The organism is Collinsella aerofaciens, assembly GCF_001404695.1.
Taxonomy (GTDB): domain Bacteria; phylum Actinomycetota; class Coriobacteriia; order Coriobacteriales; family Coriobacteriaceae; genus Collinsella; species Collinsella aerofaciens_E.
In genome coordinates this window covers 45,000-57,698 of record NZ_CZAQ01000010.1, presented here as the reverse complement: position 1 = coordinate 57,698, position 12,699 = coordinate 45,000, and the positions used below count along the sequence as shown (strand labels likewise).

The 12,699-nt window shown below is 60.6% G+C and carries 11 protein-coding genes; 8 read left to right on the top strand and 3 right to left on the bottom strand.

Annotated features, from left to right (window positions below):
* A partial coding sequence (locus AQ996_RS09920) for a universal stress protein (RefSeq protein WP_172674606.1) occupies nt 1-191 on the top strand: 191 nt, incomplete at its 5' end.
* 160 nt (nt 192-351) lie between these two features.
* On the opposite strand, the gene AQ996_RS04040 is transcribed toward AQ996_RS09920, so the two are convergent.
* The gene (locus tag AQ996_RS04040; protein ID WP_055251269.1) at nt 352-789 is read right to left on the bottom strand and encodes a universal stress protein; all 438 of its coding nucleotides are present in this window, start codon (nt 787-789) and stop codon (nt 352-354) included.
* A 246-nt stretch (nt 790-1,035) separates the two neighbouring features.
* Between AQ996_RS04040 and AQ996_RS04035 the strand changes: the two genes are divergently transcribed.
* Both AQ996_RS04035 and AQ996_RS04030 read left to right on the top strand, forming a co-directional pair.
* A complete protein-coding gene (locus AQ996_RS04035; protein ID WP_055251267.1) occupies nt 1,036-2,013 on the top strand; it encodes an undecaprenyl-diphosphate phosphatase in 978 nt (325 codons plus the stop codon).
* Between the two features lie 293 nt (nt 2,014-2,306).
* Nucleotides 2,307-5,207, top strand: a complete 2,901-nt coding sequence (locus AQ996_RS04030) for an ATP-dependent helicase (protein ID WP_070097124.1) — start codon at nt 2,307-2,309, stop codon at nt 5,205-5,207.
* 535 nt (nt 5,208-5,742) lie between these two features.
* Here AQ996_RS04030 and AQ996_RS04025 read toward each other — a convergent pair.
* Together AQ996_RS04025 and AQ996_RS04020 are read right to left on the bottom strand one after the other, a co-directional pair.
* A complete protein-coding gene (locus tag AQ996_RS04025; protein ID WP_055251265.1) occupies nt 5,743-6,675 on the bottom strand; it encodes a type I phosphomannose isomerase catalytic subunit in 933 nt (310 codons plus the stop codon).
* Nucleotides 6,676-6,750: 75 nt separating this feature from the next.
* Nucleotides 6,751-7,470: a GntR family transcriptional regulator gene (locus tag AQ996_RS04020; RefSeq protein WP_055251263.1), complete on the bottom strand. Its 720-nt coding sequence runs from the start codon at nt 7,468-7,470 to the stop codon at nt 6,751-6,753.
* 304 nt (nt 7,471-7,774) lie between these two features.
* Here AQ996_RS04020 and AQ996_RS04015 point away from each other — a divergent pair, with 304 nt between their 5' ends.
* The 5 genes from AQ996_RS04015 to AQ996_RS03995 all read left to right on the top strand — a co-directional run bounded on the left by AQ996_RS04015 (nt 7,775) and on the right by AQ996_RS03995 (nt 12,640).
* Nucleotides 7,775-9,175, top strand: coding sequence for a glycoside hydrolase family 1 protein (locus AQ996_RS04015; protein WP_055251261.1), 1,401 nt, complete (start codon nt 7,775-7,777; stop codon nt 9,173-9,175).
* A 120-nt stretch (nt 9,176-9,295) separates the two neighbouring features.
* On the top strand, nt 9,296-10,648 hold the full coding sequence (locus AQ996_RS04010) for a PTS sugar transporter subunit IIC (RefSeq protein ID WP_055251259.1): 1,353 nt from the start codon (nt 9,296-9,298) through the stop codon (nt 10,646-10,648).
* A gap of 153 nt (nt 10,649-10,801) precedes the next feature.
* Nucleotides 10,802-11,104 (top strand): PTS sugar transporter subunit IIB, encoded by a 303-nt coding sequence (locus AQ996_RS04005; protein ID WP_055251257.1) that lies wholly within the window; start codon nt 10,802-10,804, stop codon nt 11,102-11,104.
* Between the two features lie 9 nt (nt 11,105-11,113).
* Nucleotides 11,114-11,446, top strand: a complete 333-nt coding sequence (locus tag AQ996_RS04000) for a PTS sugar transporter subunit IIA (protein ID WP_199412282.1) — start codon at nt 11,114-11,116, stop codon at nt 11,444-11,446.
* Nucleotides 11,447-11,686: 240 nt separating this feature from the next.
* Nucleotides 11,687-12,640 carry an ROK family protein gene (locus tag AQ996_RS03995; RefSeq protein ID WP_055251255.1) on the top strand — a complete coding sequence of 318 codons (954 nt, stop codon included), beginning with the start codon at nt 11,687-11,689 and terminating at the stop codon, nt 12,638-12,640.
* Nucleotides 12,641-12,699 lie beyond the last annotated feature (59 nt).

Genomic DNA, 12,699 nt, shown 5'->3' with positions numbered 1-12,699 from the left:
CCGAGGTCGAGGTCATGATTCGCGCCGGCCGTATTCGCGAGACGCTCAAAGACGAGATGCTCGACGTGGTCAAGCCCGACCTGGTGCTCTGCGGCGCCCGCGGCCTGTCCTCGATCAAGTATGCGCTACTGGGCTCGATTTCGACGTTCCTGCTGCGCAACACCGACTGCGATATCCTGGTCGTGAAGTAGCGTTGCTCCCACCGGCCGCGGGGCCTTCGCAGCCTTACTTCAGCGAGCTGGCTGATAAGAAAGATGGCGCGCCGCCCCGATCGGGGCGGCGCGCCATCTTTCTTATCAGCCAGCTCGCTGAAGTAAGGCTGCGAAGGCCCCGCGGCCGGTGGGAGCAACGCTACTTCACGACCAGGATATCGCAGTCGGTGTTGCGCAGCAGGAACGTCGAAATCGAGCCCAGTAGCGCATACTTGATCGAGGACAGGCCGCGGGCGCCGCAGAGCACCAGGTCGGGCTTGACCACGTCGAGCATCTCGTCTTTGAGCGTCTCGCGAATACGGCCGGCGCGAATCATGACCTCGACCTCGGGAATATCAGGATTGGCCTTGGCCTCTTCGAGCTGCTTGGCGATGGAGTTGTTAAATGCCTCCTCCAGACCGTTGACCAGATCGACCGGATAGGAACCGGCGCTCTCGAGCGCCGTGGAATCGATAACGTGGCCGATAATCAGCTTAGCGCCGTTGTTCGCGGCGACCTTGATGGCGCGTGCGAGCACAAAATCCTGCTGCTCAGTACCGTCGAGTGAAACAAATACCTTGGTGTAGCCCTCGTTCATGGTTTCCTCCTTGGTCTATCGCACGGGCGCGGGGCTCGTGCGTCGGGCGGGCGCGGATGCGTGGCCGCCGGACACTTTATCTTGTTGCAGTTATACCCAAGGATTTGGGTTTGACCGCTCGCAATTCTGTGAACGGGCGAGTTTTTTGGTAAGGGTAGGCGCAGACGCGCTCGAACGGTTGATAATGGGACATCGCCTGCACCGTCCGCAGAATAATATCGGCGGGTGTCTAACGAGGGGGTTCCTTTGGATATCATCGAGCTTCTAAAATCTGCCTTCATGGGCCTGGTCGAGGGCATTACCGAATGGCTGCCCGTTTCGTCGACCGGTCACATGATCTTGGTGGACGAGTTCGTCAAGATGAACGTGAGCGAGACGTTCTGGAATATGTTCCTGGTCGTGATCCAGCTTGGCGCCATTTTGGCCGTCTGCGTCCTGTTCTTCTACGACCTTAACCCGTTTTCTCCCAGCAAGGGCAAGGAGGGCCGTCGCGACACCTGGGTGCTGTGGGGCAAGATTGTGCTCGGCTGCATTCCCGCCGCGGCAATCGGTCTGCCGCTCAACGACTGGATGGAGGAGCATTTCTACAATGCTCCCGTCGTGGCACTGGCGCTCATCGTATACGGCGTGCTGTTTATCGTGATCGAGAACTGGCGCGCGAACAAGCGCGAGCAGGCTGCTCTTGCCGGTTCGTTTGGTTCTCGTGCCGTGACGTCGGGTGGGCGTCCCGCTGGCGCACACTTTGCCGCACCCGCTGCGACTGCCGCTGCAGACGACGATGACGATAACCTGGACTTTGGTTCCATCGCTACGCTCGAGGACCTGAGCTGGAAGACCGCACTGGGCATCGGTTGCTTCCAGGTGCTCTCGCTGGTGCCGGGTACGTCGCGCTCTGGCTCCACCATCATCGGTGGCCTGCTTTTGGGCTGCACGCGTTCGGTGGCGTCCAAGTTTACGTTCTTCCTGGCCATCCCTGTCATGTTTGGCGCGAGTGCGCTCAAGCTGGTCAAGTACTTTATTAAGGGCGGTACGTTCGGTGCCAACGAGGTCGCTATCTTGGGCGTGGGCTGCGTTGTGGCCTTTGTGGTTTCGCTCATCGCCATCAAGTGGCTCATGGGCTTCGTTCGCCGTCACGACTTTAAGTGCTTCGGTGTTTACCGCATCATCCTGGGCATCGTAGTGCTCGCATATTTCTTCGTTCTGGAGCCTATGCTCGGCCTATAACTTGGTTGACGCTGCGCGGCGGCCAGAGCGACAACTTGTCATTCAAAGAGGGCGGCATGACCAATAGGTCTATGCCGCCCTCTTTTCATGCCGATTTGTTCGCTCTGGCCGCCGCTCGCTACCGTTGCCGTGACATCGGTGGCTCCGTGATTGGTCCAATGGGGTCAGGTTTGGCGGCGGCGCACGGAGTCGTGGTGTGATTTGCGTCGGTGTCCGTGCGGCTCGGTATACTGGTACGGCTCAAACTATGGCGCTGCCCGCAGGCGCGCCGTCCGTCAGATGAGGAGTCGCCCATGACCCAGCCCTTGCCCTGGGAAAAGAACACCGCGGTACCCGTGCCGCCCGCGCCGGAACCCGTGCCACTCGATGCATACGCCGCCCCCGCCGCGCCGGAACCCGAACTTGTCCCGCTCGACATCTACGACGCCCCCGCGCCGGCTCCTGCGCCCGCAAAGCCGCTTGTCGACATCGACAGCCTTAATCCCGCCCAGCGCGAGGCGGTGCTCACCACCGAGGGTCCGTTGCTGGTACTTGCCGGCGCCGGCTCGGGCAAGACCCGCGTCCTGACCTTCCGTATCGCACATATGCTCGGCGACCTGGGCGTTAAGCCTTGGCAGGTTCTTGCCATCACGTTTACCAACAAGGCCGCGGCCGAGATGCGCGAGCGTCTGGCAGCGCTCATCCCCAGTGGCACCCGCGGCATGTGGGTGTGCACCTTCCACGCCATGTGCGTGCGCATGCTGCGCGAGGACGCCGACCTGCTGGGCTACACCGGTCAGTTCACCATCTACGATGATGACGACTCAAAGCGCATGGTGCGCGACATTATGCAGGCGCTCAGCATTGAGCAAAAGCAGTTCCCCATCAACATGATCCGCAGCAAGATCAGCTCGGCTAAAGACGCCATGATCGGGCCCGAGGACATGCTCAAATCCGCCGACAGCCCCAATGACAAAAAGGCCGCGCAGGTCTACCTGGAGCTGGAGCGCCGCCTGCGCGCCGCCAATGCGATGGACTTCGACGACCTGCTCGTGCGCACGCTCGAGCTGCTGCGCACCCGCCCCGAGGTGCTCGATAAGTACCAGGAGCGCTTCCGCTACATTAGCGTCGACGAGTATCAGGACACCAACCACGTCCAGTACGAGATCGCCAACCTGCTGGCAGCCAAGTACCAAAACCTCATGGTCGTGGGCGATGACGACCAGTCCATTTACAGCTGGCGCGGCGCCGACATCACCAACATCCTGGACTTTGAGCAGGATTTTAAAAACTGCAAGACCGTCAAGCTGGAGCAAAACTACCGCTCCACGGGGCATATCCTGAGCGCCGCCAACGCCGTGGTGCGCCACAACTCGCAGCGCAAGGACAAGCGCCTGTTTACGGCCGAGGGCGATGGCGAGAAGATCCAAGCCTTCCAGGCGAGCGATGAGCGCGACGAGGGCCGCTGGATTGCCGGCGAGATCGAGAAGCTGCATGCCAAGGGTACGAGCTACGACGATATCGCCGTGTTCTACCGCACCAACGCCCAGTCGCGTATTCTCGAAGATATGTTCCTGCGTGCGGGCGTGCCCTACAAGATCGTGGGCGGCACGCGATTCTTCGACCGTGCCGAGATCCGCGATGTCATGGCCTACCTCAAGATGATCGTGAACCCGGCCGACGAGATGAGCGTCAAGCGCGTCATCAACACGCCGCGTCGCGGCATCGGCTCCACTTCGATCCAAAAGATTGAGCAGCTGGCGCGCGACAACCGTTGCTCGTTCTTCCAGGCCTGCGAGATTGCGACAGCCGAGACGGGCATGTTTAGCGCCAAGGTGCGCAATGGCCTGTCGAACTTTGTGGCGCTGGTGCGCGAGGGCCGTCGCATGGACGGCGAGCTCAAGGACGTCGTCGAGATGATCGTCGATAAGACGGGCCTGCTGCGGGCTTTTCGCGCCGAGGGCACCATGGAATCCGAGAGCCGTGCCGAGAACATCCAGGAATTCCTGGGCGTCGCCGCCGAATTTGAGGAGACGCACGAGGATATCGAGGGCACGCTCGAGAGCTTGGAGGAGTTGCGCGCTGCCGGCGTTGCCGACGTGCCTGCCGGCGCCGAGCCCGAGCCCGTCGTGGTGAGTGCGCCCGCGCCCGAGCCGGGACCCTCCGCCCCGGCATCTTCGTTTGAAGTGCCCATCGGCGCACGTGACGCCGCGGGCACCAATCCGCTCGATAGCCTGGCCGCTCCGGCACTCTCGCCGCAGGACGCCCTGGCCGCCGCCATCGCGGGCAACGCATATGCCGCGCCGACGGAGTTGCCGGCGGGTGCCGTGCATGCCGATGAGATTGAGCGCACCTATGGCCCGCTTACCTGCAAGGCGCTGCCGGCGCTCATGGAGTGGCTGGCCCTACGTTCCGACTTGGATTCCCTGGCCGGCGAGACGCATGCCATCACCATGATGACCATCCACTCCGCAAAGGGCCTGGAGTTCCCGGCGGTGTTCGTGGCCGGCATGGAGGAGGGTATCTTCCCGCATGTGCACGACTTTGGCGGCAGCGATGATCCGGGCAAGCTCGAGGAGGAGCGTCGCCTGGCCTACGTCGCCATCACGCGTGCCCGTAAGCGCCTGTTCTTGACCTATGCGGCCACGCGCCGTACGTACGGCTCAACTTCTGCCAACCCGCGCTCGCGCTTCCTCAACGAGATTCCGTTTGAGGATATCGAGTTCAGCGGTATCGGTTCTGCCGGTTTTGAGGGCACGGGCTGGGAGAAGCGCGGCGACCGTCGCGGCACCTTTGGCTCGGGCATGGGCTCGGATATGTACGGCGGCAAGGTGTTTGGCTCGCATACGCGCTCGACCGGCGGTTCCGCCTCGCGTGGCGGATCGAGCTTCGACGATTTCTTTGGCGGCAGCAGTTATGGGACCGAGCGTCATCGCGGGGTCTCGCCCGACGCCGGCCGTGTCGCCTCGACCTTTGGCTCGGGTGCATCGCGAGCCAAAAAGCCGTCGTCCAAGGTGTCGCCGACGGTGGAGCGCAAGGTCGATCGCGCGAGCGCGTCGCAGGACTTTGCCGCGGGCGATACCGTGAGCCACAAGACCTTTGGCACGGGTACCGTGATCTCGGTCGCCGGAGACATGATCGAGGTTCAATTCGAAAAGACCGGCCAGACCAAAAAGCTAATGAAGGGCTTTGCACCTATAGTGAAACTGACCTAGGCGGCTTTCCCAGGCACGGCACCTCGGCCTTCAATCGTCGGGCATGGCCTCAAGGTCTATGCCCTCCTCTTTCAGGCCGATCTGCCGCACCTGGAAAACCCGTACATCCGGCTGGCGGGCACGCCGGGGGCTTTGGTCGCCTGCTCGGGCAGTCCTGCGCAAGACGGAGAGCACATTAAGTGCTCTCCTTTGCGTGCGGAACTCGCGACCGATGTTGCCCTATACGCCCACCCAGGTCCTCAGGTAACGTTGCTTGCGAACAACGCTCTGCTCGTTCGCTTTTTGGTCTGGAGAGCCGGGTGGGCTGATAAATGGATATGAGTAGGGGCTCCCCCGTTGATGGACGGGAGAGCCCCTTGTTGCTTTTAGGTTGTTGCTGCTGTCCAGAGGTTCGCCGGGATGGGCGCGGGGTTTGGTCGATCGCGAGTTCCGCACGAGCCGGAGAGCACTTAATGTGCTCTCCGTGCGAGCAGGACTGCCCGAGCAGGCGATCAAACCCCGCGCCCATCCCGGCGAGCACTTGGGGACCGGTGGCTTACAGGTGCGAGATGATCAGTTCCATTTTGCCTTCGAGGTCGATGGAGGTGACGGTGCTGGGGGCTAGCAGATGGCTTCCCTTGTGGACGGGGTCGCCGCAGACGGTGCCTTCGCCGTCGATGACCGACAGGCACATGAAGGGCCAGCGCTGGTCGAGGGTCTTGCTGCCGTTGACACGCACGCGATCGACGGTGTAGCAGGAGTTAGACTCGAGCTCGGTCACGCCATCGATCTCGGGCGCGGTCACCGTGCCGTCGGTCGGAGCCTGAACGTCAAAATCGATGCAGTCGAGGCTCTGCTCAATGTGCAGGGGACGCAGTTTGCCGTCGGTGCCGGGACGGTCGTAGTCGTACAGGCGATAGGTCACATCGCTCGACTGCTGCGTTTCCAAAATGAGCGTGCCGGTCTTGATGGCGTGCACGGTGCCGGAGTCAATCTGGAAATAGTCGCCCTTGTGAATCGGCAGCACGTTGAGCATGTCGTCCCAGCGGCCGTCCTTGATCATCTGTGCGGCCTCGGCGCGATCCTTGGCGCGCTGCCCGACGATAATCGTGGCGCCGGGCTCGCAGTCCAGCACATACCAGCACTCGGTCTTGCCCAGGCTGCCGTTCTCGTGCTCGGCGGCGTACTCGTCGTTGGGATGAATCTGGATCGAAAGGTCGTCCTTGGCGTCCAGAATCTTAATGAGCAGCGGGAACTCCTTGCCCTCGCAGTTGCCAAAGAGCTCGCGGTGCTCGGCCCACAGCCACGAGAGCGTGTGACCGGCATACGGGCCCTCCGCAATCTGGCAGTCGCCGTTGGGATGGGCCGAGATGGCCCAACACTCACCGATGGGACCCTCGGGAATGTCGTAGCCAAATACGGTTTCGAGCTGGCGACCGCCCCAGATCTTCTCGTGGAAAATCGGCGTCAGTTTAATCAAATCGGACATGTTCATACCCCCATGGCGTTGCGCGGCCGCCCGCTCTAAATGAGCCAAAACGAGCGCCCGCATGACTACAAAAATCTATGCCAACGTTACGTTGTGCAGCTCAAAGCGGTCGCCGACGTTGTGCGAGATCGAATGCTCAAAGGCGATGCCGCTATCTAAAAAGCCAATCTGGCTGAGTTCGAGTAGGGGAGAGCCGGGCTTGGTGCCCAGGCGCTCAGCTTCTTCCTCGGTTGCCGCTACGGCGCGGATGGTGCGGTGGAAGCTCGAAATCTTCAGCCCACATTGCTCGCGGATGAAGCTGTAGACCGATCCGTACAGATCTTTCTTTTTAAGGCCCGGGATCAATTCGAGGGGCATGTAGGTGTACTCGATAACGATGGGCTTCTCGTCCACCTGGCGCACGCGCACGATGTGATAGGCAAAGTCATCCTCGGCAATTCCCAGCTGAGCGGCGACGTCCGCTGGTGGATTGACAATCGAGAAATCGTAGACTACCGAGGACACCTTCTCCCCGCGGTGCTCATGCGAAAAACCCGCGGCGCGGTCGTTCTTGCCCTGGAAAAACGCCTTGCCGGGAAGCCCCGCCGTGTCCTTGACGTAGGTGCCCGATCCGCGCCGGCTGGTAATAAGACCTTCCTCGGTAATCTGCTCAATCGCTCGTTTAACGGTGATTTTAGAAACGCTATAGAGCTCACAGAACTCAACGACGGTGGGCAGCTTGTCACCCGGCTTAAGAGCGCCGTCCTCGATGCTTCGACGGATATCCGCAGCTATCGCCTCGTATTTGGGAATCATGGAACCCCCTTTCCGACATACATGGATACAAAAGTAAGTATAACCCTCTGCGAGGCATCCATATAATTCTTATCTAAGAAGTTCGAGAAAGAAAAAAGAAAAAGACGCTTTACTTATAAAATTAGAGCGCTATAGTTGTAGCCAACGAACGGAACCCTGCCGAACGGCAGGACCGACCGTTTGGGGACGGTTTTGTTTTGGCGGGCTGAATATCCAGATATCCGGTGCGCGCCCGCGCCGGATAACCTGCCAAGGCAAACCCGTCTCCAACCGGAAGCTCTAGAACACGAAAGCGAGGACTTCGATGGCACAGTATCAGCTGCCCCGTGACTTCTTCTTTGGCGCCGCTATGTCCGGCCCGCAGACTGAGGGTCAGTGGAACCAGGGCGGCAAGCTCGAGAACCTGTGGGACACCTGGTCCATCCAGGATCTGGATTCGTTCTATAACCGCGTTGGCTCTTATGCTGGCAATGACTTTATGGCTAAGTACCAGGAGGACCTTCGCATTTTGAAGGACTTGGGCCTGGATACCTACCGCACCTCCATCCAGTGGAGTCGCCTGCTCGATGCTAACGGCAACCTCAATGAGGAGGGCGCCGCGTGGTATCACGAGCTGTTCCGTGCTTCTCGCGAGGCCGGCCTGGAGCCGTTCGTCAACCTGTACCACTTTGACATGCCCACCTACCTCTTTGACCGTGGTGGTTGGGAGAGCCGCGAGGTCGTCGAGGCTTACGCTCATTACGCCGACGTCGCCTTCCGCGAGTTTGGCCAGGAGATCAAGTACTGGTTCACCTTTAACGAGCCCATCGTCGAGCCCGAGCAGCGCTATCAGGAGGGCGTGTGGTACCCGCAGCTCCATGACTATAACCGCGCTCGCACCGTGCAGTATCACATCTCGCTGGCGCACGCGCTGGCCGTGGCCAACTACCGCCGCGCCTATGACGAGGGCGCCGTTCGCGCCGACGCCAAGATCGGCATGATCAACTGCTTTACCCCGGTCTATACCAAGGAGAACCCCAGCGAGGCAGACCTCGAGGCCGTGCGTATGACCAGCGGTATCAACAATCGCTGGTGGCTCGACCTTATTACCAAGGGCGAGCTTCCCGCCGACGTGCTCGACAGCCTGGCCGAGGGCGGCGTTAAACTTCCGTTCCGTGCCGGCGACCAAGAGATCCTCAAGCAGGGTGTTGTCGACTGGCTCGGTTGCAACTACTACCATCCCACGCGCGTTCAGGCCCCGGCGAGCAAGATCGACCAGTACGGTCTGCCGCACTTTGCCGACGAGTACGTGTGGCCTGACGCCGTTATGAACGAGAGCCGCGGCTGGGAGATCTACCCGCAGGGTCTCTACGACTTTGGCATGGACTGCGCTAAGAATTACCCCGATCTTGAGTGGTTTGTGTCCGAGAACGGTATCGGCATCATGGACGAACACAAGAACCGTGACGCCGAGGGCACCATTCAGGACGATTACCGCGTCGACTTTGTGCGCCAGCACCTGGAGTGGGTTGCCAAGGCAATCGCCGAGGGCGCCAAATGCCGCGGATACCATTATTGGGCCGTCATCGATAACTGGTCTTGGGCTAATGCCTTTAAGAACCGTTACGGCTTTGTCGAGGTCGACCTTATGGACGGCTACAAGCGCCGCCTTAAGAAGTCGGCAGCTTGGCTCAAGCAGGTCGCAACGACCCACGTGGTTGACTAGCGACCAGGCGAACGCCCAGACCGCGCGCCGCCGCGCGCAAAACATGGCACATCTGGTGGCAAAGGGCGACAGACCACCGTGCGCATAGGAAAAGGCCGGATTTGATAGTTAGGAGCAATCATGGCCAGTGAAAACGGAAAGAGCTTCCTCGACAAATTTGCCGAGGTCTCTGCGAAGGTGGGAAACCAGGTTCACCTGCGTTCCCTGCGCGATGCCTTCGCAACCATCACGCCGCTCTATATCCTTGCGGGTATCGCGGTTCTTATTAACAACGTCGTGTTCCCTCTGTTCCCGCTCGATGCAGCGGGCCTTGCCAACCTTCAGACCTGGGGCTCGGCAATTACGCTGGGCACCCTCAACGTCTCTGCCATTATCTTGGCCGGATTGATCGGCTACAGCCTCGCTAAGAACGAGCGCTTCGATAACCCGCTTGCCTGCGTGGTCGTCGCCATCTCCGCTTTCGTTATCATGATGCCGCAGCAGATCACCGCCACGCTTGCCGCCACGAGCCCGCTGCTCACCGACAAGATCACCTCTGCCGAGGTCACGGGCGCCCTTTCGACTGCCAACACCGGTACCAACGGTCTGTTCGCGGCTATTATCATCGCCCTGCTCTCCGTCACGCTCTTCATCAAGATTTCCGGCGTCGAAAAGCTTAAAGTAAAGCTGGGCGAGGGTGTGCCCCCCGCGGTCTCCAACTCCTTTAACGTCATGATCCCGATGCTGCTCAACCTCTCGATCTTCGCCATTGCCGCGGCTCTGCTCGCCGTGTTTGCCGGCACCGATCTGTGCACCATCATCTCCACGTGCATTTCCAACCCGCTCAAGAGCATCATGAACGCCGGTCCGTGGGCTGTTATCCTCATCTACACTCTTGCGAACCTGCTGTTCTGCGTCGGCATTCACCAGTCCACCATCTCTGGCGCTACCGTCGAGCCGATCCTGACCATGCTCATCGTCGACAACATGGCTACCTTTGCCGCCGGCGGCACCATCCAGCCCGATCACTACATGAACATGCAGATCGTCAACAGCTTCGCCCTTATCGGCGGCTCGGGCTGCACCCTCATGCTCCTGCTCGATACCTTCCTGTTCTCTAAGAACAAGGCTTCCAAGACCGTTGCCAAGATGGCTATCGTTCCTGGCCTGTTTAACATCAACGAGCCGGTCATCTACGGTTACCCCGTCGTGTACAACCTGCCGCTCATGATTCCGTTCGTGCTTCTTCCCGACCTGTTCATCGGCATCACCTATGGCCTGACCTGCGCGGGCATCATCAGCCCCTGCATCGCCCAGGTGCCTTGGACCATGCCTCCCGTCATTAACGCCCTGCTTGCCACGGGCTTTGACTGGCGCGCCGGCGTGTGGCAGGCTCTCGAGCTTGTCATCGGCATGGCTGTCTACCTGCCCTTTATGAGGATCTCCGAGAAGGCCATCGCCAAGCAGGAGGCCCTTGCCGAGCAGAACGCCTAAACGGTTCGTTTTCCCTTTCATTGTTGCGGGCGCCGGTGCGCGGTGCCGGTGCTCGCGGCTCCCCCTGCGTAAAGACGCAGGGGGTGGGTACAGTAGCCGCAAGGAATAAAACCAGTTGTCGTCTGCGCGCCGCGCAGTTATAAGGAGGAAACCATGAAGAAGATCATGCTTTGCTGCAATGCCGGCATGTCCACGAGTCTGCTGGTCCAGAAGATGCAGGCCGAGGTCGCGAACCGCGGTCTGGACATCGAGGTCGAGGCTCGTCCCATGAACGAGGCTCACGATCACCTGGACGAGTGCGACATCCTGCTGCTCGGTCCGCAGATTGGCTACACCAAGGGCGATTTTGAGAAGGAGGCCGCCGGTCGTTTCCCGGTCGAGGTCATCAACATGGTCGATTACGGCCGCATGAACGCCGCCGGCATCATCGACCACTGCGTCAGTGTGATGGGCTAGGTGCAGCACATGGAGGATATGAATGAGCTGCAGATGACCTGCTTCGAGATCATCAGCTACGTCGGCACCGCCAAGAGCATGTATATCAATGCCGTGCAAAAGGCCAAGGAGGGCGATTTTGACGCCGCTGAGGAACTTATCAAGCAGGGCGACGAGGCTTACAACGGTGGCCACGATGTCCATATGGGGCTCCTCAAAAAGGAGGCCAACGGCGAGCGTAACGGCGAAGCCCCGCTGATTCTGCTGCATGCCGAGGACCAGATGGCCGGCACCGAGACCATGCGCGTCATGGCCACGGAGCTCATCGAGGTCCACAAGCTGCTGCAGGCGCTTAAGGCCTAGTCGGCGTTATCGCCGCGACGGAGTGTGCGGTTCACCAGACAATTCAGTCCCTTTCACGGGCGCTGGGAGTTTTCCGTCTCCCGGCGCCTTTGTATTTGGCGAAGGCCTGCGCGACCTGTTGGGCGGGCCTTCGTGTTTTCCCAGATAAAACCTGCCAAAACAAACCTGTCCCTTTTTGGCAGGTTTTTGTCTTGGGAGCGGTACCATACAGGCAATGTTTAAACGAGAAAGGTGGCTCCCATGGAACCTAAGCAGTACTACATCGGCATTGATGTCGGCGGCACTTCGGTTAAGGAGGGCCTGTTCGACGAGGACGGTAACCTGCTGGCCAAGGCCAGCGTGCCCACGCCGCCTATCGTTGACGCCGCGGGCTTTGCCGCGGTGACCGAGGCTATCGACCAGGTGGTCGCCAAGGCCCAGATTCCGCGCGCCTTTGTGTCGGGCATTGGCCTGGCCGTTCCGTGCCCCATCCCGGCATCGGGCGATGCCAAGGTCAAGGCCAACATTGCCATTATCCTGCCCGAGCTCAAGATCGCCATTCAGGAGCACTGCCCCGACGCGGTCGTTAAGTACGAGAACGACGCCAACGCCGCTGCTATGGGCGAGGCCTGGCTCGGCTCTGCCAAGGGCGTACAGAACGTGGTGATGGTCACCATTGGTACCGGCGTGGGCGGCGGCGTTATCGTTAACGGCGACGTGGTATCGGGCGTTGTGGGCGCCGGCGGCGAGATTGGCCACATGTGCCTGAACCCGGCTGAGGAGCGCACCTGCGGCTGCGGCGGCCATGGCCATCTGGAGCAGTATTCCAGCGCCACCGGCGTGGTGAGCAACTACCTTGCCGAGTGCAAGAAGGCGGGCGTCGAGCCCATCGAGCTCACCGGGCCTTCTGATTCCAAGGACGTGTTCCAGGCCTGCCGCGAGGGTGACAAGCTCGCGCTGGCAGCTGCCGATACCATGGCCGACTATCTCGGCCGCGCCCTGGCGCTTATTGCCAACGTGGTCGATCCCGAGATGTTCCTGATCGGCGGCGGTGCTTCCGCTTCGGCCGATGTCTACCTCGACAAGGTCCGCGAGCACTTTAAGCAGTACGCGCTCTCCGCCTCGCGCGAGACGCCCATTAAGGTCGCTTCGCTCGGCAACGACGCCGGCATCATCGGTGCCGCCTACGTAGCCCTGCGCGCCGCCGGCAAATAGCTGGTGCAAAGTAACCTGTCCCCCGTGCCTGCCCCAAAATATGCCGTGACCCTTCCGTC